Source organism: Synechococcus sp. CCY 0621, from assembly GCF_019038465.1.
Classification (GTDB): Bacteria; Cyanobacteriota; Cyanobacteriia; order PCC-6307; family Cyanobiaceae; genus Cyanobium.
Window position 1 is genome coordinate 90067 of the sequence record NZ_JAFKRH010000011.1, and the last position, 20407, is coordinate 110473.

The following is a 20407-nucleotide window of genomic DNA, read 5'->3' on the forward strand; positions in this document are numbered from 1 at the left end:
GTTCCCCCGGCGTTCCGTTCTCATTTCCCCCTTCCACCCCTCGCTTTCCCCATGGCCCACAAGAAAGGCACAGGTTCCACCCGTAACGGCCGCGACTCGAACTCCAAGCGCCTCGGCGTCAAGCGCTACGGCGGTGAAACCGTCAGCGCCGGTTCGATCCTGATCCGTCAGCGCGGCACCTCCGTGATTCCCGGCGTCAACGTTGGTCGCGGTTCTGATGACACCCTGTTCGCCCTGGTGGATGGCGTGGTCAGCTTCGAATCGATCAAGCGTGGCCTGCGCAACCGCAAGCGCATCAACATCGCCGTGGCCGCCTAGGTCAGGGGCACCTCGCTCAGTTCGGTGCCGTCCCCCGGCACCTCCAGATATCTCCTCAGCAAGCCCACCAGCAGGTAGAAGGGCAGGGTGTCGGCCAGGGCCGCCACCAGCTTGAACACATAGCCGCTGGCGATGAACACGCCCAGCTGGGGCAGCACGGGCTCACCGGCCCTGATCGGCAGCACATGGGCGGCGTAGTGGCTGATCAGCACCACTGCCGAGGTGTCCACGATCTGACTGATCAGGGTGGAGCCGTTGTTGCGCAGCCACAGGGCCTTGCCGTTGCTGAAGCGCTTCCAGAAATGGAACAGGCGCACGTCGGTGAACTGGGCGGCCATGTAAGCGGCCATGGAGGCCCCCACCGCCCCGAAGGCCAGCCGCCGCACCTCAAAGAACACCGGCACCCCATCGGCCTGGGTGTCGAGAGGCAGCCCCGCCACCCCACCGAACCCGTCCAGACCCGGCAGGATGCCCCCTAGCCAGAGCACCAGCACGATCCAGCCGTTGAGCATCAGACCCACCCACACCACCTGGGAAGCGCGTCGCTCGCCCCAGATCTCGCTGATCAGGTCGGTGCACAGAAAGGTCACGGGGTACGGCAGGGCCCCGATCGCCACGATGATCGGGAAGGAGCCGATGCTGCCCAGGGTCAGGAACCGGGTCAGACCGAGGATGTTCAGCATGCCCATGGTCCCCAGGAAGATGCCGGCCAGCACCAGAAAGGCCACCTCGCGCCGGTCCTGCAGGGTCATCGGCGTCTGGGCATGAAGGAAGGTTCCACCAGGCTGCCGCCTTCGCCCCCGTCACGCCACGGCTGCGGCTTCCTGGTGCTCGACAAACCTGCCGGCCTGACCTCCCACGACGTCGTCGCCCGGGTGCGGCGGGCCTCCGGGCTGCGGCGGGTGGGCCATGGCGGCACCCTGGATCCGGCGGTCACTGGCGTGTTGCCGATCGCCCTGGGTCCGGCCACCCGGTTGCTGCCCTATCTCCCCGGCGACAAGACCTACCGCGGCACGGTGCAACTGGGGCTGCGTACCAGCACTGACGACCTCGAGGGTGAGGTGCTGGAGCAGCTGCCCGTGCCACCCCTCGGCCCCGAGGAGCTGGAGCGGGCCCTGGCTGCCTTCCGCGGGGAGATCCTGCAGGTCCCCCCCCAGGTCTCCGCCGTGCATGTCGATGGCCAGCGGGCCTACGCCCGGGTGCGGGCGGGGGAAGAGCTGGCCCTGGCGGCCCGACCGGTGCTGATCCATGGCCTCGACCTGCTCGGCTGGGATGCCGCCAGCGGCCGCCTGGACCTGGAGGTGCGTTGTTCCGCCGGCACCTATGTGCGCGCCCTGGCGAGGGACCTGGGGGAGGCCCTGCGCTGCGGCGGAGCCCTGGCCAGCCTGCGCCGCACCGCCGCCCTCGGTTTCGGCCTGCACCAGGCCATTTCCATGGAGCGCCTGGCGAGCGGCCCCATGCCCCCCCTGCTGAATCCCCTCGATGTGCTGGTGGATCTGCCGCGGCAGCGTCTCGATCCGGCCCAGCTGTCGCCATGGCGTTGCGGCCGTGCGCTGCCCCGTACGGTGGAGCAGTTGCCCGAGGGGGCGGTCGCCGTGCTCACGCCGGATGGCAGTCTGGCGGGCATTGCCCGTGCCGACGGCAAGGGTCTGCTCCTGCCCCGGCTGGTGTTCGACGCCACCGGTTGAACCTCTCCCCAGATCGCGATGGCCGGCCACAGCAAATGGGCCCAGATCAAACGCACCAAGGCGGTGGTGGATGCGAAACGGGGGGCCCTGTTCACCCGGTTGGGGCGGGAGATCACCGTGGCGGCCCGCGGTGGTGCCGACCCCGCCGGTAACTTCCAGCTCCGCACCGCCATCGAGAAGGCCAAGGTGGCGGGGCTGCCCAACGCCAACATCGACCGGGCCGTGGCCAAGGGCAGCGGCCAGGGAGGTGCTGGCGCCGACCTGTTTGAGGCGGTGCGCTACGAGGGCTATGGAGCCGGCGGCGTGGCCGTGCTGGTGGAGGCCCTCACCGACAATCGCAACCGCACCGCCGCCGACCTGCGGCTGGCCTTTGGTAAGCATGGCGGCAATCTCGGCGAGACCGGCTGCGTCAGCTATCTGTTCGAGCAGCGGGCCGTGGTGCGGCTGGCCCTGCCCGACGCCGACGAGGAGAGCCTGCTCGAGCGCCTGCTGGCCCTGGAGGAGCGGGACGGAACGGCGGCGGCGGGCTACGCCATCGACGCGGACGGGGTTGATGTGTTCGGGGCCTTTGCCGACCTGGAAGTCCTCCAGGACGGACTGAGACATCTGGGTCTGCCGTTGGCGGGCTGGGAGCACCGTTGGATCGCCTCGCTGCCCTGCCGCCTTGAGGATGGGGGCGTGCTGGCCGCCTGTCTGCGCATGCTGGATGTGCTCGAAGATCTCGACGACGTGCGCAGCGTCACCACCAATCTCGAAGCGGACGAGGCCCTGATGGAAGCGGTCCTGCTCAGCTGAGCATGGCGTCGGCGTCGGCGATCACGGTGAGGGCGGGATGGTGCTGCAGCCAGCTGGCGGGCAGCTCTGCGGAAGGGGGCTCCTCCAGGGTGCGGCGCAGGATGGCCGCCTTCTCGGCCCCGGTGACCACCAGCAGCACCCGGCGGGCCGAGAGGATTTCGGCCAGTCCCAGGGTGATGGCCTGCCGGGGGACGGCACCGGGGTCGCCGCCGAAGCCGCCGGCGTTCTGGCGCCGGGTGTGGCCGCTGAGCACCACACAGCGACAGGCCACCGCAGGGTCCGAGGGGGGTTCGTTGAAGCCCACGTGGCCGTTGAGGCCGAGGCCCAGCAGTTGCAGGCCGATGCCACCGGCCGCGCTCACGGCGGCGCCATAACGACGGGCTTCCTCTGCCGGATCGGCGGCCTGCCCATCGGGGAGGCGCACCCGCTCGGGGTCCAGGCCGAGGGGCGCCACCAGCTGGCGGGCCATGGTGGCGGCGAAGGAGGTGGGATCCTGCGGCGCCAGCCCCACGTACTCGTCCAGGTTGAAGCTGCACCAGCTGTCGCGCACCCTGGCCGCCAAGGGGGCGTCCAGCCGAGCCATCCGGCGGGCCAGGGCCCCATAGACGGGCTCCATGGTGCGTCCGGTCGCCAGACCGAGGGGCCGCTGTGGGTGCAGCCGATCCGCCAGCAGCAGGGCCGCCACCCGTTCGGCCACCGCCGCCGCATCGGTCAGAACCACGGGGGTGATGGCGGGGCTGGTGGTGGAGGGGGAGCCGTGCCTCAAAGGGAGGTGTAGGGGAGGATCCGGGCCCCCTGGTAGTAGTGCTTCAGGATCTGGCGGTAATCCTCGCCGCGCAGGGCCAGCCCGTAGGCGCCCCACTGGCTCATGCCCACCCCATGGCCGTAGCCGCGGCCGCTGACCAGCAGCGTTGGCGCCGCCGGTGGCCGGGGACTCTGCCAGGGGGCCTGGACCAGGCCGGAGGCCAGGGAGCGGATCCCCTCGGGGGTGAACATCCCCTGCAGGGAGGGCAGCGGGGGTGGGAAGGGGGCGGACCTGGGGGCCTCGAAGTCGAAGCGGGCCAGGGTGCTGCGCAGGCCCAGCCGCTGCCGCAGTTCGGCGCCCGTGAGCAGCAGCGTGCCGCCAGGTCCCGTCACCCGGGCCTGGCGGATGCGGCCGGAGCTGGTGGTGGAAAGCACCTCGATGCGGAAGGCCCCATCGATTTCCCGGAAGGCCCTGGCCAGCCTGTCGGGCTCGATGCGCAGCTGCCAGGCGTGGACCGGGCTGGCCTGGTCGAAATCGGGCACGCTCACCAGGTAGGGGAGCTGCTGGCGCCAGATCTCGCCGCTGTTTTCGGTCAGGCCACCACTGCTGCTGTGGAAGACCGCGTTGATCAGGGCGGAACCGTGCACCAGCACCTGGGAACGGGTGCTGCGCACCGCCTCACGGGTGGAGTCGGTTTCGCTCTCGACCCCCTTGTAGACCTGGCTGGCCACCGTGGCCTTGAGGTCGAAGGGGGCCGCCGGTCGGCGCTGGCGCAGGGCATAGGTGCGGGCCGCCACCGCCTGGGCCCGCAGGGCCGCGAGCGGCCAGCTGGCAGGCATCTCGCTGCCCACCACGCTGGGCAGGTAGCTCTCGACATCGATCAGGTTGATCGCCTGCAGACGATCGCCCTCGCTGCGCACCAGCAGCCGGCCGCGGTAGCGGCGCTGCTGCAGGGTCAGCATGGCCTCGCGGCCGCCGGCCTGGGACTGGGAGGGTTCGATCCAGGCCTGACCCGATGGCAACGACAACCGCCGTGGGCTGCCGGCCGATCCCTGAAGCCTTGCCTCCAGGGCCGCGCCGCTGCGGACCAACTGCAGCCGGTCCCCCGGGGCCAACTCCAGCAGGGTGCGTCCCGCCCCATCGCCCAGGCGCAGGGCGGCGCTGCCGGCCTCCAGCTCCAGGCTGGGGGCTTCCTGCAGCAGCACCCGCACCACAGGGGCCGGCGCCCTGGCCTCGATGGGTATCGGCGCCGCCACGGCGGCTGGGAGCAGCGCCAGGGGCAGGCCGGCGCGCCATCCGAAGCGGAGCAAGGACACGGGGGGCGCGAGCGACAACGGGTCATTCTGGACGGCGCTACCGGGGTTGGCCATGGCGCCGGCCACCACACCGGCTGGCGGCGTGGCAGCATGCCTGCTGAGGCCTCCCGGATGTGCAGGTCACTTTCCTGGGAACCAGCTCTGGCGTTCCCACCCGCGCCCGCAACGTCTCCGCCGTCGCCCTGCGTCTGCCCCAGCGGGCGGAGCTCTGGCTGTTCGATTGCGGCGAGGGCACCCAGCACCAGTTCCTGCGCAGTGAGCTGCGGGTGTCGCAGCTGCGCCGGATCTTCGTCACCCACATGCACGGCGACCACGTTTTCGGTCTGCCGGGGCTGCTGGCCAGCCTGGGTCTGGCCGGCAGCTGTGGCGGGATCGATCTCTACGGTCCGGATCCGCTGCGCGATTACCTGGAGGGGGTGATGCGCACCTCCTCCACCCGCATCGGCTATCCCCTGCGCACCCACCGTGTCAAGGAGGCCGCTGCCCGGGGCAGCCTGGTGCTGGATGACGACGACATCACGGTGCGCTGCACGGCGCTCACCCACCGGGTGCCGGCCTATGCCTACCGGGTGGATCAGAAGCCGCGGCCGGGCCGCTTCGACGTGGAGCGGGCCAGGGCCCTGGGCGTTCCCCCCGGGCCGGTCTATGGGGAGCTCAAGGCCGGTCGCAGCGTCACCCTCGACGACGGCCGGGTGATTCGGGGAGAGGCCCTGTGCGGGCCGCCGCGGCCTGGCCGCAGCGTCGTGTACTGCACCGACACGGTGTTCAGCGAGGCCGCGGTGGCCCTGGCCCAGGGCGCCGACCTGCTGATCCACGAATCCACCTTTTCCCACGGCGAGGCGGACCTGGCCATCGCCCGCCAGCACTCCACCAGCACCATGGCCGCCCAGACCGCCCTGGAGGCGGGGGTGAAGCGGCTGGTGCTGACCCACCTGAGTCCCCGCTACGTGGCCGGCAATCCCATGACCCCCGATGACCTGGTGGCCGAAGCGCGGGCCATCTTCCCTGAGACGCTCGTGGCCAGGGACTTCCTCAGCCTTGAGGTGGGGGAGGCGGGCTGAGCCTGCAACAGTTCGCGTGATTCCGCTGCGGGGGACCCGTTGCCCGTGATACAAGGTCTCAGTTGCGGTCCCACCGCCATTTCGCCGGCTTCTTCCATGGCCCCCCTCTTTCTCTCAGCCGCCCCCCTTTCAGCCATCCGCCGCTCGCTTGTCCGTGCCGTCGCCCGGACCCTGCTGATCCTTCCCCTGGCCCTGCTGGTCTGCTTCGCGGGTCCCGCGGCGGCGGCTCAGTGGAGCGCCGAGGACCTCACCGTGCCGGTGTCCCCCGACGGCACCCTGGTGACCTTCACCGAGAAGGAGGTCAAGACCGGCCGCAAGCTCTTCAATGACAGCTGCGGCACCTGCCATGCCGGCGGCATCACCAAGACCAACCAGAACGTGGGCCTGGATCCCGAGACCCTCGCCCTGGCCACCCCAGCCCGCGATTCGGTCGAAGCCTTGGTCGACTACATGAAGGACCCCACCTCCTACGACGGGGAGTACAGCATCTCCGACGTCCATCCCAGCCTGCGCAGCAGCGATGTGTTCGTGAAGATGCGCGACCTGGACGACGAGGACCTGCGCCTGATCGCCGGCTACATCCTGGTCGCCCCCAAGGTCCAGGGGATCCAGTGGGGCGGCGGCAAGATCTACTTCTGAGTCCCCACCCACCTCAAGCCGGCAGTCCTCCAGGACTGACCGGTTTTTTTGTGGCTGAACGCCGGCGCCTCAGGGGGCCGGTGCGGGTGGAGGCGGCGCCAGGTTGCCGGCCTCCAGGGAGCCGGGCAGCTTGCTGTACCACCACTCCTGCAGGCCAGGGGCCAGCCGCTGGGGGAAGAGGGTGATGACGGTGCGGGTGGGCCGGGCCCCGGGCTGGAGCAGCTCCACGGCGTAGGAGGGGCAGCGGCGGGCGGCCAGGTCGGCCACGAAGCGGCGGCCGACGCGGCGCCAGCTGGGCTCCTTGCTGCGCCAGGCCAGCCGGCAGCAGGGCCAGGGCAGTTCCTCCCGATCGAACAGGCGGCAGCAGGGCCCCAGGACCCGGTAGCTGTACTGACCGCCGGGGCTGGGATGCTCGCTGCCGGAGGCCAGCACGGTGTCCACCTGGAGTGACATGAAAAAGCCACCCCTGAGGGTGGCGGAGAAGAACACGGGGTTCAAGGGGCGATCCGCGCGAATCGCCCGGCGAGGAGCTCAGTAGAGCTCTTCTTCGGTGTGGGTCTTGATGGTGCAGTCGGAGGTGGGGTAGGCGACGCAGGTGAGGACGAAGCCGGCCTCGATCTGGTCGTCGTCGAGGAAGCTTTGGTCCGACTGGTCGACGGTGCCGGCGGTGAGCTTGCCAGCGCAGGTGGAGCAGGCGCCGGCGCGGCAGGAGTAGGGCAGGTCAATGCCCTGCTCTTCGGCGGCGTCGAGGATGTACTGGTCGTCGGGAACCTCGATGGTCTTGTTCAGCCCCTCGCTCTCATTGACGAGGGTGACCTTGTAGGAAGCCATGGAAGAGATTGGAGCTCACAGACACCCGGCAGCCAGGGCCTGTAGGACCCGCCCTTCCTACATCCGACAGGGGGCATTCCCGGCGTTCTTGGGCTCGCAGGCCGGGAAGGCCAATCAAAGCCAGGACACAGATCAGCGTGCCTTATGCAACATCCGAGGCCGAACGGATCCGCAGCAGGCCCCAGCGGTCCTGCTCGACCCGTTGCTCCACCCGCCAGCCCGCGGCCTGCAGATCCCGCTCCAGGCCTGGGGCCTGATCCACCAGCAGGCCGCTGAGCAGGCCCACACCGCCGGGGCCCAGCAGCTGCGGGAAGCAGGGAATCAGGGCTTCGATCACCGGCGCCAGGATGTTGCACAGCAACAGATCGGCGCCGCGCCCCGCCAGCAGCTCCGAGAGGGCCTCCGCCGACCCGGTGGTCACCGTCAGCGCCTGGGCGCCGTCCAGGCCATTGAGGGCGGCGTTCTCGCGGGTCGCCCGCTCCGCCAGGGGATCGCAGTCGGCGGCCGCCACGGTGGCCGCCCCAAGCCGCAGGGCGGCCAGGCCCAGGATGCCGCTGCCGCAGCCCAGATCGGCCACCCGCAGGCCCTGCAGGCCCGGCCCCTGGCCGGCGCGTTCCCGTTCGCCGGCCAGGGTTTCGAGCGCCTCCAGGCAGAGGCGTGTGGTGGGATGGCTGCCGGTGCCGAAGGCACTGCCTGGATCGATTCGGATCACCAGGCGATCGGCCTGCTCGGGCGGCACCTCCAGCCAGGCCGGCAGCACCAGCAGCCGCTTCCCCACCGGATCGGGCCGCCAGTGGCTCTTCCAGCTCAGGCTCCAGTCTTCATCCGCCTGGCGGTGCCAGCGGATCGGCGGCAGTGCCAGATTGAAGGGTTGCCCCAGGGGGGCCAGGGCCCGCTCCAGCTCCTGCCGCTGGTCGGGGGGCCAGTCGCTTTCGGGCAGCCAGGCCAGCAACTGGCGGCGCTCCGGGGCCTCGGGGGGATGCTGCAGGGCCACCCGAGGCACCCCCAGGAGCGGAAGCTTCCAGAGCAGGGATTCCTCCAGTTCGGCCGGGGCGGCCATCTCCAGCCGCCACCAGACCAGGCCCATCAGAGGGTGACCGGATGGGCGGCCTGGATGCCGTTGATGTCGTGGATCACCGCCAGCAGGCTGGGGGGGATCGGGTCGTCGAGACTCAGCACCATCACGGCGTCTCCGCGCACGATGCGGCGCCCCACCTGCATCGAGGCGATGTTGACGTTGTGCTCGCCGAGCAGGGAGCCCAGCTGGCCGATGATGCCCGGCATGTCCCGGTGGCGGGTGAAGAGCATGTGACGGCTGGGCGTCACGTTCACCGGGAACTCGTCGATGGTGGTGATGCGCAGTTCGCCGTCGGTGAACACCGCGCCGGTGACGCTGTGGTTGCCCCGGGGGCTGCGGGAGCTGAGCTGGAGCGAACCGCCGGCGAAGTCGCGGCTGGCGTCGTCCTTCACCTCGAGCACGTGGATGCCGCGTTCCTTGGCCTCCAGGGTGGCGTTGACGTAATTGATGCTGTCGCCCAGAGCGGCCGAGAGGATGCCCTTGAGGGCCGCCACCACCAGGGGCTGGGCGGGGTGGGAGGCGAATTCGCCCTGCAGGCGCACCTCCAGCTCGCTGATCTGGCCGCCGGCCAGCTGGCTGAGCAGCAGGCCCAGGGTTTCGGCCAGCTGCAGATGGGGCTTGAGCAGCTCCATCACCTCGGGGGTCAGGCCGGGGATGTTGACGGCGCTGCGGGCCGGCAGGCCCAGGAGCACGTCCCGGATCTGTTCGGCCACATCGATCGCCACGTTCTCCTGGGCTTCCTCGGTGGAGGCGCCGAGGTGGGGAGTGAGGATCAGCCGCTCCTTGACCAGCCGCAGGGGGGAATCGGCCGCCAGGGGTTCTTTGGCGTACACGTCGATCGCGGCGCCGGCGATCACCCGGTTCTCGACGGCGTCGGCCAGGGCCTGTTCATCGATGATGCCGCCGCGGGCGCAGTTCACCAGCCGGGCGGTGGGCTTCATCGTGGCCAGCAGCGCCGCGTTGACCAGGTTCTCGGTGTCCGGCGTGCGGGGCAGGTGCAGGCTGACGTAGTCGGCTTCGGCGAACAGCTGGGGCAGGGGCAGCAGCCGCACCTGCAGCAGCCCGGCGCGCTCGGCGGAGATGAAGGGGTCGTAGGCGGCCACGTCCATGCCCAGGGCCCGGGCGACGCGGGCGACGTGGGAGCCGATCTTGCCGAGGCCCACCACGCCCAGGGTTTTCTTGTACAGCTCGTTGCCCACGTAGGTCTTGCGGTCCCAGCCGCCGGCCATGGTGCTGGCGTGGGCGTGGGGCACATGCCGCGACAGGGAGAGCATCAGCGCCAGGGCATGCTCGGCGGCAGCGATCGTGTTGCCCTCCGGGGAGTTGACCACGATCACGCCGCGCCGGGTGGCGGCGGGCACGTCGACGTTGTCGACGCCGACGCCGGCGCGGCCGATGATGCGCAGCTTGGTGGCGGCCTCGATCACCTCAGCGGTCACCTGGGTGCCGGAGCGGATCATCAGGCCGTCGTAGTCGCCGATGCAGCCCACCAGCTGCTCCGGGCTGAGGCCCGTGCGCACGTCCACCTGGGCAACCTGGGAGAGGATGTCGATCCCCGCCTGGTCGATGGGATCAGAGACCAGAACCTTCGTCATGTCCGGCAGAGCGGTGCGTGGGGCGGGGGGTACGCCCCCAGGGGGGCAGGCCGGAGGTGCAGTGTAGAGAGCGGTGCGGAGACGAGCCCATGTCCTTGAGTGTGGTGGTGGTGCTGGACGACCGCGATCGTCTGCAGGCGTTGCGGGAACGCTTGCTGGCGCTGCAGCCGGCCCCGACCCGGGTGCTGGCGATCGGCAGCGGCGAGGCGACCATGTCGGACGTGGAGCGGCTCGATCCGGCCACGGCCCGGCGGCGGCGGCAGCAGTCGATGGTCCGCTGGCTGCTGCCCTTCGGCTTTCTGGCCGGGCTCACCTTCACCCAGATCACCGATCTGCACACGTTCAGCTTCGCCGGGGCCTACGGAGAGCCGCTGATCGGTGGCCTGCTGGGCATGGGCTCCGGCTGGATGGGCAGCTTCGCCGCCGCCGCCAGCGTCAGCTCCGAGGAGGACGACCGTATCCGCATCCTGCGCAACCGGCTCGACGAGGGCTGCTGGCTGCTGCTGCTGGAGGCCCCCGCCGGCAGTGAGATCCCCTGGACCACCATCCAGCTGGCACGACCGAAGGCGGTCGTGCGGTTGGACGACACCTGAGCCGCTGGCGCCATGCTTCCACGACGGGACCTGTTGGAAGGGACTCGCCACCCCGAGGAGCTCGGGGCCCTGTTCAGCCTCGCGGAGACGGCCCTGCGCACCTGGGAGCCCCAGGTCAGCGGCTTTCTCGAGGCGGCGGTGCGAGAGGAGGCCGAGGACCGGCTGGGTGCCCTCAGCGAGCTGACCCTCGCCAGTGACGGCGGCCACCCCGGCGCCGAGCGCCGCTGCCTGCTGCTGGTGCGGGCGGGCCAGGAGCCTGTGGCTCCCACCCTGATGGGGCTGGAAATCAGCGGCAACTTCCTCTTCGATCCCGCCGCCGCCGCCGACATGCTCGAGGGGCTGGCCCGCTCCGGTGCCAGCGCGGCGGAGTGGGGCGATCTGTGGCTGCGAGGCGACCGGGGCGCCCAGGCCATCGTCACGGCGGACCTGGCCGGGAGGCTGGATGGGGGCGAGGGGCTGGTGCGCACGGTGCCGGTGCGCTTCGAGGCCCGCCCCATCGACGGGCTGCAACTGCCGGCCCGGCGGCTGCCCCGCCAGCTGACCACGGTGGAAGCCTCCCTGCGGCTGGATGCCCTGGCGTCCGCCGGTTTCGGCCTGTCCCGCAACCGCATGGCCAACCTGATCCGCCAGGGGGCCGTGCGCATCGACTGGACCGTGGTCAGCAGCCCCAGCCAGCCGTTGGCGGTGGGGTCGCGGGTGCAGCTGGAGGGGCGGGGGGAACTGGAGGTGCTGGCGATCGATCCCACCAAGCGGGAGCGCTTCCGGATCCGGATGGAGTGCCATTGAGGCCTCGGGCCCCAAGTTGACAGGAGGGAAGGCCGGCGAGTAGGAAAAGCCGTAGGAAGAAGCGGAACCAGCGGATTTCCCGTTGGCGAAGTTACGACAAACCATGCATGTCGATCTTCATCGAGATGCCAGTCGATTTTCCCAACACCTCAGTGATCCCGGTAACGGGCGATTAGCTCAGAGGTAGAGCACTACCTTGACACGGTAGGAGTCACTGGTTCGATTCCAGTATCGCCCATCTTCAGTTCTATTCATTTCTCTCAAATCGGGCACGGTTCGGTTCGGCATGCGCTTCGCTGCTACCCTCGGCCGATCCTGAATCTGAGCCTGCCAGCGTGAGCCCAACCGAGGCCATTCCACCCCTGTCCTGCACGGTGGTGGTGGGGCTCGGCCGTTCGGGACTGGGCGCTGCCCGATTGCTCCATGCCCGCGGTGAAGCGGTGGTGGTGATTGAAAGTGGCGACTCCCCGGAGCTTCGGGCCCGGGCCGCCGAATTGGAAAGCGAGGCCATCGCGGCGCGCCTGGGGGTGCCCCTCAGCGTCGAGGTGTTCCAGTCCCTGCCGCTGCCACCGTCCGTGGTGGTGGTGAGTCCGGGAATCGCCTGGAACCACCCGGTGCTCGAGCAGCTGCGCCGCCAGGGGGTGCAGGTGCAGGGGGAGATCGTGCCCGCCTGGCAGGCCAGCCGGGATGTGCCCTGGATCGGCATCACCGGCACCAATGGCAAGACCACGGTCACCTGCCTGGTGCACCATCTGCTGGAGCAGGCCGGTAAGGATGCGCCGCTCTGCGGCAATGTCGGCATCTCCGCCGCCGAGGTGGTGCTGCAGCGGCGTCTGGAGGATGGCCCCCGCCCCGACTGGCTGGTGGTCGAACTGAGCAGTTACCAGCTTGAGGCCGCCCCCGCCGTCGCCCCCGCCATCGGCGTCTGGACCACCCTCACCCCCGACCACCTCGAGCGCCACGGCACCCTGTCTGCCTACCGGGCCATCAAGCGGCGCCTGCTGGAGCAGTCACGCCTGCGCATCCTCAATGCCGACGACCCCGATATCCGCCGCCATGCGGACACCTGGGATCACGCCGACTGGATCACCGCCGGGCCCAGGGAGGCCCTGCCGGCCGGGATCGATCCGCTGCTCTGGATCGATGCGCACGATCAGGTGCAGGGGCGCCAGGGCCCCCTGTTCCCCGCCAGCGCCCTGGCGATGCCCGGGGCCCACAACCGCCAGAACCTTCTGCTGGCGGTGGCGGTGGGGCTCCATGCCGGGCTGGAGCCGGCGGCGATGGAGGCCGCCTGCCGCTGCTTCCCCGGTGTGCCGCATCGGCTGGAGCGCCTGCGCCAGCAGAACGGCATCACCTGGTACAACGACAGCAAGGCCACCAATTACGACGCTGCCGAGGTGGCCCTGCGGGCCCTGGAAGGCCCCTTGGTGGTGCTGGCCGGTGGTCAGTCGAAGCAGGGAGACGCCAAGGCCTGGCTGGAGCGCCTGCAGCAGCGGGCGGCGGCGATGGTGCTCTATGGCGCGGCTCGGGAGGAATTCACCGGCCTTCTGCTCACCAGCGGTTTCGGCGGTGTGGTGCGGCAGGTGGAAGATCTGGAGGCTGCGGTGCCCCTGGCCGCCAGCCTGGCTACGGAGCTCGACTGCCAGGGGGTGTTGCTGTCGCCCGCCTGTGCCAGCTTCGATCAGTACACCAGTTTCGAAGCCCGCGGCGACCACTTCCGCCGGCTGGTGCTGTCCCTCTGAGACCGAACATCCATGGCCTGGTGGTTGATGAAAAGCGAGCCGGATGTCTACGGCATCCAGCACCTGCAGGCGGAGGGCACCACCCTCTGGGACGGGATCCGCAACTACCAGGCCCGCAATTTCATGCGCGCCATGCAGAGCGGTGATCGCGCCTTTTTCTACCACTCCAATGTCAACCCGCCCGGCATTGTCGGCCTGATGGAGGTGATCGAAACCGGGCTGGTGGATCCCAGCCAGTTCGATCCCACGTCCAAATACTTCGATCCGGCCTCCAAGCCGGAGGCCCCCCGCTGGGACTGTGCCCGTCTGGCCTACCGCAGCACCTTCCCGGCGATGCTGACTCTGGATGCCCTGCGGGAGCATTTCTCGGTGGAGGATCTGGTGGTGGTGCGCCGGGGCAACCGCCTCTCGATCCTGCCGGTGGCTGACGCCAGCGCCGCGCGCATCTTCAGCCTGCTGGGGGTGGAACCGGACGCCTGAGGCGCCCCAGGCCACCTCAGGCCGCCGGCGCCGAGAACGCCTGATGGCCCGGAAACAGGTTGGCCAGGTAGCAGCGGGTCACCCCCCTGTCGCGAATGCCGTTCTGTACCAGAAAGCCCGCTAATGCGGCTTGGAACAGCCGGTACTGGTCCCAGTTGGGGTGGCGCTCGATGAACTGCCGCATGGCCTCCAGCAGCGGTTCGGGCACCTCCGCCCGCAGGCTCACCATCGACTCGGCCCCGTCCAATGGCAGGGTTCTCAGGCGGGCCATTGCGGACTCCATGCAGCGCGTCAGCCACTTCTCCACACCGAAGGCGGAACGTCAAACGGCGCCGGCGGCGGCGAGAGCGGCCTGGTCCCAGGCTGAGACACAAGGTCTTGCAGGGACTTCAGGCTGTCGCAGGCCCCGCCAGCCAGCCGCCGCAGCGGCGGCCGTGAATTGTCAAGCCGGAGCGGCGGCCCGTGACGCTTCTCCCCAGCCGCGGCCAGCGGGCAGCCGCAGAGGCGGGCCCCCTGGGGAGAAATGGTGCAAAACAGGGGTGGCGGCTGTGGAATCCGCCAACGATCAACAATCCTGATCCCCGCCACCCCGCCCAGCGGGTCTCAGGCGCTCCAGGGCCGCGGCAAACGCCGCACTGGCGGCAGGATTCCAGCCCCCTTCGATCCCCCGTGATCCGGGCTCGGGGGTGAGCACCAGTTGCAGCGACCAGCTGCCGCGATCCCCCCGCAATCCCAGCCACAGCGACCCGCCGGCGTCGGAGCTGGGATCGCCGATCGGCAACTCCAGTTCCATCTCGATGGCCTCTTCCGCCATCAGGGTGCCGGCGAGGGCGCCGTGCTGGGCCGTAAGCCGACAGACGGCCTGTTGCAGGGCCAGCAGTTCGGCGCCGGTCAGTTCACAGGCCCAGCCTTCACCTCCAATCAGGGCGGTGTAGGGGGTGTGCGATGCATCGACCACCAGCCGCCAGCCCTGGCCTTCGCAGATCTCCACAGCGGCTTGGAGTGGGCCCGGTTCAGCCGGGCAGCAGGTCGGGCTGGTCCTGCTCGTCGCTGAGTTCGACGATGGCCCGTTGCACAGGCTTGATCATGGAGTCATCGAGCAGGCCGTCGAAATCGTCGAAGCGGCGTTGCTTGGCCCGAAAAGCGATGCGAACGGTGGTCAGGTAGCGGTTGCTGGAGTGCCGGATCAGGCTCTCTCCTCTCTGGGCCAGCTCCTTGGCGTTGAGTTCGCTGCTTGGCATACGGACCTGATCATCAATTTCAACAGCGTAGTTCAGCCCCCCGTAGGCCCTTCTTCCCTGGTCACGCCCTAGAAGGGGGCCACCCGTGCCCCTGCGCCAACACCGCACCCCTCCGACCCATGCCCGGCACCCTCGCCATCGACCTGGGCAGCAGCACCACCGTCGTGGCCTGGCAGGACAGCCAGGGACCCCCCGGGCTGCTGCCCCTGCCCCCGTACAGCTGCGGCGATCCCTGCGTGGTGCCCAGTCTGCTGTGGCTGGAGAGCCCTGGGGCCGAACGGCCCCTGATCGGCCGCCAGGTGCTGGAGGCGGCCCTGGCCGATGGCGACCATCCCGGCCTCTGCCGGGATTTCAAGCGCCACATCGGCGCCCCGGCGACGGGCCCATCACCGGGCTGGCTCACCGCCGAGCGGGCCGGTGCCCTGCTGCTGCAGGGGCTCTGGCGGGCCCTGCCGCCGGAACTGGTGCCGGAACGGCTGGTGCTCACCGCCCCGATCGAGACCTACCGGGGCTACCGGGCCTGGTTGCAGCGGGTCAGCGGCGAGCTGGCGGTGCCGGAGCTGGCGCTGGTGGATGAACCCACCGCCGCTGCCATCGGTGCCGGCCTCCCCCCCGGCAGTCGGGTGCTGGTGGTGGACATGGGCGGTGGCACCATCGATCTGTCGCTGGTGGCCCTGGAGGGCGGTGAAGGGCGGGCCGCCCCGATCGCCCAGCTGCTGCGCTTCGCGGGCCGGGATCTGACCCGCAGCACCCAGACCCTGCGTTGTGCCCGGGTGATCGGCAAGGCGGGTGTGGCCCTCGGTGGTCGGGACATCGACCGCTGGATCGCGGCCCACCTCTGCCCGGACGTCCCCGTCGACGGCGCCCTGCTGCAGCTCGCCGAGCGGCTCAAGTGCCAGCTCAGCGACGCCCCCGAGGCCCGGCAGATCCAGGCGACGGGGGGATCCTTCCGCGACCTGACCCTGAGCCGGTCGGCCTTGGAGCGGCTGCTGCAGGAACGGGGACTGTTGCAGCTGCTCGATGGTCTGCTGGAGACGGTGCTGGCGGCGGCCCGCCGCGAAGGACTGGGCCTGGCCGCCATCGACGCGGTGCTGCCGGTGGGGGGCAGCAGCCGGATCCCCCTGATACGCCAGTGGCTGGAGAGCCGCTGTCCGGGCGTGCCCCTGCGCAGCGAGCGGCCCGTGGAGGCCGTGGCCCTGGGGGCCCTGGCCCTGACACCCGGCGTGCGGGTGCGGGACGTGCTGGCCCGCGGCGTGTCCCTGCGCTGCTGGGACCGGCGCAGCGGTTGCCACCGCTGGCATCCCCTGTTCATGGCGGGCCAGAGCTGGCCCACCGACCAGCCCCTGGAGCTGGTGCTGGCCTGCAGCCGAGATGGCCAGGACCAGCTGGAGCTGGTGCTGGGGGAGCCCCTGCCCGAGGAGCGGGCCGAAGTGGTCTTTGAGGGGGGGCTGCCTGTGCTGCGGGAGCGGCCGGCGGGGGCGGCCCCGGTGCGGCCCTGGTCCACGCCGCCGCTGGCCATCCCCCTGGCCTCCCCCGGTCAGCGGGGCGTCGACCGGCTGCGGCTGCGGTTCTCCATTGATGCCGAGGCTCAGCTGCTGGTGGACAGCGACGATCTGGAGGCCCCTGCGGGCTCTGGCCGTCTGGGGCCCCAGCGCCTCGGCCCGGTGCGCTGACGGCCAGGGACGGTGGACGCCGACCAGGCTGCCCCTGTGACCGGGCGCCGGTGGCCGCCGTTGCATACAACGGAGAGAGATCCGCCCCGCTGTCCCCCCTTGGCCCTCCGCCGGCACAGACTGCCCCGATTCTGGCTGGCCATCACCCTGGGTTCGGTCGCTGCGGCCATCGGTCTGGGCTACTGGTGGGAGCGTCAGCTGCCCGTGCGCCTGGAGCAGGCCTCCACCAGCGGCCGCCTCGACGATTGCCTGCGCTACAGCGAGCAGCTGGCCGCCCTCAGCTGGCTGCCCGGCCGCTCCCCCTTCGATCGGGGCCGTTGCCTGCGGGCCAAGGCCGACCAGCTCTGGGGCCAGGAGAACTGGAGCGAGGCCCTGCGCCTGCAGCGCCAGGTGATCAACTCCAGGGCCGGCACCCCCGCCGACCGGGAACGGCTCTCCCGTTGGCAGCGCCAGCTGCGGGCCATGGCGATGAATCGCTTCCAGGCCGGTGATCTGCCGGGGGCTCTGGCGGCGCTCACGCCCCTGGGGGAGGAGCGCAAGGACGATGGCAGTTCCATGGGCGACGACCTCCAGGAGATCTGGAACCGCAACCGCTCCCAGCTGGAGCGGGCGACGTTGCTGGTCAAGCAGAAGCGCTGGTGGGAGGCGCTCGACAGCCTCAACCGCATCGACCACCCCTGGTGGCGCCAGCAGAGCGATCCGCTGCGGCAGGAGGTGAAGAAGGGCCTCGACCAGCTCAAGGGCAAGGACCGGGAGCACGACAGCCACGGTTCCCTGCCCCACACGGTGTCCGGCGAGAAGCTGGATGGCCTGGTGCAACGCCGCATCGCCGCCGGCATGGACGAGTGGCAGGCGTTCCAGGAGGCCTGCAAGGAGCTGGGCGGCCGGGTGGTCGAGGCCGGTCCCGAAAGCGCCTGCCAGCGCAGAGCCCCATGACAGGATGGCCGCGCAGAGCGTCCCGGTGGACATGCAGCCAGGTGATCAGGTCAGGGTGAGCAGCAGCGTGGTCATCTACAACCACCCCCAGCACCGGGGAGAGGCCTTCGACATGGAAGGGCAGCAGGGAGAGGTGTTCAACGTCCTCAACGACTGGAAGGGACGCCCCATCAGCCCGAACCTGCCGGTGGTGGTGGCCTTCGGCAAGTTCCGCGCCCACTTCCGCGAGGACGAACTGGCCACCGTCTGACAGTCCCCGTCTGAGGCCGCTGGGAGAACTCGCCGCGTCCGTGGACGCTTCAGTCGCGCAGCAGGTAGACCCCCTCCTCGCCATCAATGGCCTGGAGGCAGAGCTGGATCGTCTCGTGGCGGGCGGTGGGCACCACCCGGCCGCAGTAATCCGGCTGGATCGGCACTTCCCTGTGGCCCCGGTCCACCATCACCAGCAGACCCACGCGGCGGGGACGTCCCCAGGCCTGCAAGGCCTCCAGGGCGGCCCGCACCGTGCGGCCGGTGAAGATCACGTCATCGACGAGCACCACCTGACGGCCGTCCACGGGCACCGGCAACTGGGTGGCCTCCACCAGCCGGGTGCCCACCCGCTCCAGGTCATCGCGGTGGAAGGTGGGATCCAGGCTGCCGTGGGCAATCGGATGGCCGCAGATCGCCTCCAGGCGTCCGGCCAGCACCCGCGCCAGGGCCACACCACGGGTGGGGATGCCGAGCAGCACCAGGTCCTGGCTGTCGGCCACGGCCTCCAGGACCTGGGAGGCGAGCCGGTCGAGGGTGCGTCCCAGGTCCTGGGCGGAGAGCAGTTCCAGCCGATCGGCTGGGGTCGTACCGGCCTGAGGTCGGGCCATTCAACGGTTGGCGTGTAACCAAAGCCTGACGCATCTCCGTCGCAGCAAGGTGTTTTGGAAGGGGGGATGTAGGTTGGCGGTGCGTAGAAACGTGCAGATTTTCTCGCTGGTGAAAGCAGCTCCCTCCCAGAAGCATTCCGCCAGCGGCAGAGCTGATCGTCTCTCCAGCGAGACGGCCGCCCCCGTGGCCCCGATGGTTCTGGCCATTCTGGATGGCTGGGGCTATCGGCCCGAAAGCGATCACAACGCTGTCAGGGAGGCGGACACGCCGATCATGGATGCCCTCTGGGCGGCCTATCCCCACACCCTGATCGAGGCCAGCGGCGCCGCTGTGGGCCTGCCGGATCACCAGATGGGGAATTCCGAGGTGGGCCACCTCACGATCGGCTCCGGCCGGATCATCCGCCAGGAGCTGGTGCGGATCGGTCAGGCGGTGCGCAGCGGCACCATCGCCAGCAATCAGGCTCTCAACAATCTGGGCGACACGCTGGTGGCCAGCGGCCGCCCCCTGCACCTGATCGGCCTCTGCTCCGATGGCGGCGTCCACAGTCACATCGACCATCTCGGTGGCCTGCTGCGCTGGGCGGCCGGCCGCGGGCTCAGCGATGTGCTGGTGCACGTGGTCACCGACGGCCGTGACTCGGCCCCCCATGGCGGCCCCGGGTATCTGGCCCGCATCCAGGCCATGATCGAGGACGCAGGGGTTGGTCGGATCGCCACCCTCTGCGGCCGTTACTGGGCCATGGACCGCGACCAGCGCTGGGAGCGCACGGAGAAGGCCTTCCGGCTGCTCACCGAGCCGTCCGAGATCTGCCCCCTCACCCCCGCGGAGGTGCTGCAGGGCTCCTATGCGGAGGGCATCACCGACGAGTTCCTTGAGCCGGTGCGCCTTGCCGAAGGACTGCTGGAGAGCGGCGACGGCCTGGTCTGCTTCAACTTCCGTCCCGACCGGGTGCGCCAGCTGATGCGTGCCCTGGTGCTGCCGGACTTCGACGGCTTCCCGCGCCAGTGGATCGGTCCGCTGGATGTCGTCACCTTCACCCAGTACGAGCAGGGGCTGCCGGTTCAGGTGGCCTTCCCCCCCGAGTCCCTCGATGGCCTGCTGGGCCAGGTGGTCTCCGAGCACGGCCTGCGGCAGTTCCGCACCGCCGAAACCGAGAAGTACCCCCACGTCACCTATTTCATGAATGGTGGCATCGAGCAGGCCTTCCCCGGCGAAGACCGCCACCTGGTGCCCTCGCCCCGCGTCGCCACCTACGACCAGGCTCCGGCGATGTCGGCGGAGAAACTCACCGACAGCTGCATCGCCGCCATCGGTCGGGGGATCTACTCCCTGGTGGTGATCAACTACGCCAACCCCGACATGGTGGGCCACACCGGCCAGATGGAGGCCGCCACCGAAGCCATCGCCATGGTCGATCGCTGCGTGGGCCGACTGGTGGAGGCCACCACCCGCATGGGCGGCACCCTGCTGATCACCGCCGACCACGGCAATGCCGAAGTCATGCAGGGCCCCGATGGACTCCCCTGGACCGCCCACACCACCAACCCCGTGCCGGTGATCCTGGTCGAGGGTGAAAAGCGCAAGCTCCCCGGCCATGGCAACGACGTCAGCCTGCGGGAGCACGGCGGCCTGGCCGACATCGCCCCCACCCTGCTGGAGATCCTGGGTCTGCCCAAACCGGCCCGTATGACGGGCACCTCCCTGGTGGTGCCGGCCACCGCCCCCACCGCCCGGATCCCCCAGACCCTCGGCGCCTGAAGGTCCGCATCGGGGACGGTTAGTCTGGCCCAATGGTCAAGAACATCGTCTCCTCCCTCTGGATGCTCAGCGGCGCCCTGCTGATCATCTCCGTGCTGCTCCATAGCCCCAAGGGCGATGGCATGGGGGGCCTGGCCTCCAGCGGCGGCTCGATGTTCAGCAGCGCCCGCAGCGCCGAGAACACCCTCAACCGCATCACCTGGACCCTGCTGTCCCTGTTCCTGGGGCTGGCCGTGGTGCTGAGCGCCGGCTGGCTGGGCTGAGCCGG

Annotated in this window: 25 protein-coding genes and 1 tRNA gene; 15 read left to right on the top strand and 11 right to left on the bottom strand. The window is 70.1% G+C overall.

The features are described from left to right. Positions 1–51: 51 nt before the first annotated feature. On the top strand, positions 52–318 hold the full coding sequence (gene rpmA / locus KUG43_RS03560) for a 50S ribosomal protein L27 (protein ID WP_094585604.1): 267 nt from the start codon (positions 52–54) through the stop codon (positions 316–318). Here rpmA and KUG43_RS03565 read toward each other — a convergent pair. Then, complete coding sequence (locus KUG43_RS03565; RefSeq protein ID WP_216906113.1) at positions 315–1070, bottom strand: queuosine precursor transporter; 756 nt, start codon at positions 1068–1070, stop codon at positions 315–317. The genes rpmA and KUG43_RS03565 overlap by 4 nt on opposite strands. A gap of 12 nt (positions 1071–1082) precedes the next feature. Between KUG43_RS03565 and truB the strand changes: the two genes are divergently transcribed. Together truB and KUG43_RS03575 are read left to right on the top strand one after the other, a co-directional pair. Then, the gene (gene truB / locus KUG43_RS03570) at positions 1083–2006 is read left to right on the top strand and encodes a tRNA pseudouridine(55) synthase TruB (protein WP_216906116.1); all 924 of its coding nucleotides are present in this window, start codon (positions 1083–1085) and stop codon (positions 2004–2006) included. 18 nt (positions 2007–2024) lie between these two features. Further along, positions 2025–2801: a YebC/PmpR family DNA-binding transcriptional regulator gene (locus tag KUG43_RS03575; protein WP_216906118.1), complete on the top strand. Its 777-nt coding sequence runs from the start codon at positions 2025–2027 to the stop codon at positions 2799–2801. Here the strand turns inward: KUG43_RS03575 and KUG43_RS03580 are convergent. Both KUG43_RS03580 and KUG43_RS03585 read right to left on the bottom strand, forming a co-directional pair. Further along, complete coding sequence (locus tag KUG43_RS03580) at positions 2794–3567, bottom strand: glucosamine-6-phosphate deaminase (RefSeq protein WP_216906121.1); 774 nt, start codon at positions 3565–3567, stop codon at positions 2794–2796. The two genes, KUG43_RS03575 and KUG43_RS03580, sit on opposite strands and share 8 nt — an antisense overlap. Next, complete coding sequence (locus tag KUG43_RS03585) at positions 3564–4862, bottom strand: SpoIID/LytB domain-containing protein (protein WP_353617917.1); 1299 nt, start codon at positions 4860–4862, stop codon at positions 3564–3566. The genes KUG43_RS03580 and KUG43_RS03585 overlap by 4 nt, the downstream gene beginning before the upstream one ends. A 113-nt stretch (positions 4863–4975) precedes the next feature. On the opposite strand from KUG43_RS03585, the gene rnz reads away from it, so the two are divergent. Next, the gene (gene rnz, locus KUG43_RS03590) at positions 4976–5923 is read left to right on the top strand and encodes a ribonuclease Z (protein ID WP_216906126.1); all 948 of its coding nucleotides are present in this window, start codon (positions 4976–4978) and stop codon (positions 5921–5923) included. Positions 5924–6019: 96 nt separating this feature from the next. After that, positions 6020–6562, top strand: a complete 543-nt coding sequence (gene psbV, locus KUG43_RS03595; RefSeq protein ID WP_216906129.1) for a photosystem II cytochrome c-550 — start codon at positions 6020–6022, stop codon at positions 6560–6562. Positions 6563–6631: 69 nt separating this feature from the next. On the opposite strand, the gene KUG43_RS03600 is transcribed toward psbV, so the two are convergent. From KUG43_RS03600 to serA, 4 genes are all read right to left on the bottom strand, one after another. Next, positions 6632–7015 carry a DUF8632 family protein gene (locus KUG43_RS03600; RefSeq protein ID WP_216906271.1) on the bottom strand — a complete coding sequence of 128 codons (384 nt, stop codon included), beginning with the start codon at positions 7013–7015 and terminating at the stop codon, positions 6632–6634. 78 nt (positions 7016–7093) lie between these two features. Next, positions 7094–7393, bottom strand: a complete 300-nt coding sequence (locus tag KUG43_RS03605; RefSeq protein WP_094585612.1) for a ferredoxin — start codon at positions 7391–7393, stop codon at positions 7094–7096. Positions 7394–7535: 142 nt separating this feature from the next. Next, positions 7536–8480, bottom strand: a complete 945-nt coding sequence (gene prmA / locus KUG43_RS03610; RefSeq protein ID WP_216906132.1) for a 50S ribosomal protein L11 methyltransferase — start codon at positions 8478–8480, stop codon at positions 7536–7538. Continuing rightward, a complete protein-coding gene (serA, locus tag KUG43_RS03615) occupies positions 8480–10066 on the bottom strand; it encodes a phosphoglycerate dehydrogenase (protein WP_216906135.1) in 1587 nt (528 codons plus the stop codon). Before serA ends, prmA begins: the two co-directional genes overlap by 1 nt. A gap of 89 nt (positions 10067–10155) precedes the next feature. On the opposite strand from serA, the gene KUG43_RS03620 reads away from it, so the two are divergent. From KUG43_RS03620 to KUG43_RS03640, 5 genes are all read left to right on the top strand, one after another. Beyond that, a complete protein-coding gene (locus KUG43_RS03620) occupies positions 10156–10659 on the top strand; it encodes a hypothetical protein (RefSeq protein ID WP_216906137.1) in 504 nt (167 codons plus the stop codon). 12 nt (positions 10660–10671) lie between these two features. Then, entirely contained in the window at positions 10672–11445 is a 774-nt protein-coding gene (locus KUG43_RS03625) for a photosystem II electron transport protein, Sll1252 family (protein ID WP_216906140.1), read from the top strand. Positions 11446–11611: 166 nt separating this feature from the next. Continuing rightward, positions 11612–11683, top strand: a tRNA-Val gene (locus KUG43_RS03630). Positions 11684–11780: 97 nt separating this feature from the next. Then, positions 11781–13187 (top strand): UDP-N-acetylmuramoyl-L-alanine--D-glutamate ligase, encoded by a 1407-nt coding sequence (murD, locus tag KUG43_RS03635; protein ID WP_353617918.1) that lies wholly within the window; start codon positions 11781–11783, stop codon positions 13185–13187. Between the two features lie 12 nt (positions 13188–13199). After that, positions 13200–13667 carry an EVE domain-containing protein gene (locus tag KUG43_RS03640; RefSeq protein ID WP_216906143.1) on the top strand — a complete coding sequence of 156 codons (468 nt, stop codon included), beginning with the start codon at positions 13200–13202 and terminating at the stop codon, positions 13665–13667. 16 nt (positions 13668–13683) lie between these two features. Here the strand turns inward: KUG43_RS03640 and KUG43_RS03645 are convergent, their stop codons facing one another. The 3 genes from KUG43_RS03645 to KUG43_RS03655 form a co-directional block, all read right to left on the bottom strand. Next, on the bottom strand, positions 13684–13938 hold the full coding sequence (locus KUG43_RS03645) for a DUF2811 domain-containing protein (protein ID WP_216906145.1): 255 nt from the start codon (positions 13936–13938) through the stop codon (positions 13684–13686). 294 nt (positions 13939–14232) lie between these two features. Beyond that, positions 14233–14658 carry a DUF1818 family protein gene (locus KUG43_RS03650; protein ID WP_216906148.1) on the bottom strand — a complete coding sequence of 142 codons (426 nt, stop codon included), beginning with the start codon at positions 14656–14658 and terminating at the stop codon, positions 14233–14235. 22 nt (positions 14659–14680) lie between these two features. Continuing rightward, positions 14681–14908, bottom strand: a complete 228-nt coding sequence (locus KUG43_RS03655) for a DNA-directed RNA polymerase subunit omega (protein WP_216901535.1) — start codon at positions 14906–14908, stop codon at positions 14681–14683. A 119-nt stretch (positions 14909–15027) separates the two neighbouring features. On the opposite strand from KUG43_RS03655, the gene KUG43_RS03660 reads away from it, so the two are divergent. From KUG43_RS03660 to KUG43_RS03670, 3 genes are all read left to right on the top strand, one after another. Further along, positions 15028–16581: an Hsp70 family protein gene (locus tag KUG43_RS03660; protein WP_216906151.1), complete on the top strand. Its 1554-nt coding sequence runs from the start codon at positions 15028–15030 to the stop codon at positions 16579–16581. Positions 16582–16680: 99 nt separating this feature from the next. After that, positions 16681–17517: a hypothetical protein gene (locus tag KUG43_RS03665; RefSeq protein WP_216906154.1), complete on the top strand. Its 837-nt coding sequence runs from the start codon at positions 16681–16683 to the stop codon at positions 17515–17517. 31 nt (positions 17518–17548) lie between these two features. Beyond that, entirely contained in the window at positions 17549–17767 is a 219-nt protein-coding gene (locus KUG43_RS03670; RefSeq protein ID WP_216906276.1) for a ferredoxin-thioredoxin reductase variable chain, read from the top strand. A 49-nt stretch (positions 17768–17816) separates the two neighbouring features. Here the strand turns inward: KUG43_RS03670 and pyrR are convergent, their stop codons facing one another. Beyond that, positions 17817–18377: a bifunctional pyr operon transcriptional regulator/uracil phosphoribosyltransferase PyrR gene (gene pyrR, locus KUG43_RS03675; RefSeq protein ID WP_216906157.1), complete on the bottom strand. Its 561-nt coding sequence runs from the start codon at positions 18375–18377 to the stop codon at positions 17817–17819. A 193-nt stretch (positions 18378–18570) separates the two neighbouring features. Here pyrR and gpmI point away from each other — a divergent pair, with 193 nt between their 5' ends. Further along, the gene (gene gpmI, locus KUG43_RS03680; protein WP_216906277.1) at positions 18571–20139 is read left to right on the top strand and encodes a 2,3-bisphosphoglycerate-independent phosphoglycerate mutase; all 1569 of its coding nucleotides are present in this window, start codon (positions 18571–18573) and stop codon (positions 20137–20139) included. Positions 20140–20171: 32 nt separating this feature from the next. Further along, positions 20172–20402, top strand: a complete 231-nt coding sequence (gene secG / locus KUG43_RS03685) for a preprotein translocase subunit SecG (protein WP_216906160.1) — start codon at positions 20172–20174, stop codon at positions 20400–20402. Positions 20403–20407 lie beyond the last annotated feature (5 nt).

Bases quoted from the DNA above. Each gene is read 5' to 3' on its own strand.
- rpmA (WP_094585604.1), top strand. From the start codon at position 52: ATGGCCCACAAGAAAGGCACAGGTTCCACCCGTAACGGCCGCGACTCG.
- KUG43_RS03565 (WP_216906113.1), bottom strand. From the start codon at position 1,070: ATGACCCTGCAGGACCGGCGCGAGGTGGCCTTTCTGGTGCTGGCCGGC.
- truB (WP_216906116.1), top strand. From the start codon at position 1,083: ATGAAGGAAGGTTCCACCAGGCTGCCGCCTTCGCCCCCGTCACGCCAC.
- KUG43_RS03575 (WP_216906118.1), top strand. From the start codon at position 2,025: ATGGCCGGCCACAGCAAATGGGCCCAGATCAAACGCACCAAGGCGGTG.
- psbV (WP_216906129.1), top strand. From the start codon at position 6,020: ATGGCCCCCCTCTTTCTCTCAGCCGCCCCCCTTTCAGCCATCCGCCGC.
- KUG43_RS03600 (WP_216906271.1), bottom strand. From the start codon at position 7,015: ATGTCACTCCAGGTGGACACCGTGCTGGCCTCCGGCAGCGAGCATCCC.
- KUG43_RS03605 (WP_094585612.1), bottom strand. From the start codon at position 7,393: ATGGCTTCCTACAAGGTCACCCTCGTCAATGAGAGCGAGGGGCTGAAC.
- prmA (WP_216906132.1), bottom strand. From the start codon at position 8,480: ATGGGCCTGGTCTGGTGGCGGCTGGAGATGGCCGCCCCGGCCGAACTG.
- serA (WP_216906135.1), bottom strand. From the start codon at position 10,066: ATGACGAAGGTTCTGGTCTCTGATCCCATCGACCAGGCGGGGATCGAC.
- KUG43_RS03620 (WP_216906137.1), top strand. From the start codon at position 10,156: ATGTCCTTGAGTGTGGTGGTGGTGCTGGACGACCGCGATCGTCTGCAG.
- KUG43_RS03625 (WP_216906140.1), top strand. From the start codon at position 10,672: ATGCTTCCACGACGGGACCTGTTGGAAGGGACTCGCCACCCCGAGGAG.
- KUG43_RS03640 (WP_216906143.1), top strand. From the start codon at position 13,200: ATGGCCTGGTGGTTGATGAAAAGCGAGCCGGATGTCTACGGCATCCAG.
- KUG43_RS03645 (WP_216906145.1), bottom strand. From the start codon at position 13,938: ATGGCCCGCCTGAGAACCCTGCCATTGGACGGGGCCGAGTCGATGGTG.
- KUG43_RS03655 (WP_216901535.1), bottom strand. From the start codon at position 14,908: ATGCCAAGCAGCGAACTCAACGCCAAGGAGCTGGCCCAGAGAGGAGAG.
- KUG43_RS03660 (WP_216906151.1), top strand. From the start codon at position 15,028: ATGCCCGGCACCCTCGCCATCGACCTGGGCAGCAGCACCACCGTCGTG.
- KUG43_RS03670 (WP_216906276.1), top strand. From the start codon at position 17,549: ATGCAGCCAGGTGATCAGGTCAGGGTGAGCAGCAGCGTGGTCATCTAC.
- pyrR (WP_216906157.1), bottom strand. From the start codon at position 18,377: ATGGCCCGACCTCAGGCCGGTACGACCCCAGCCGATCGGCTGGAACTG.
- gpmI (WP_216906277.1), top strand. From the start codon at position 18,571: ATGGTTCTGGCCATTCTGGATGGCTGGGGCTATCGGCCCGAAAGCGAT.
- secG (WP_216906160.1), top strand. From the start codon at position 20,172: ATGGTCAAGAACATCGTCTCCTCCCTCTGGATGCTCAGCGGCGCCCTG.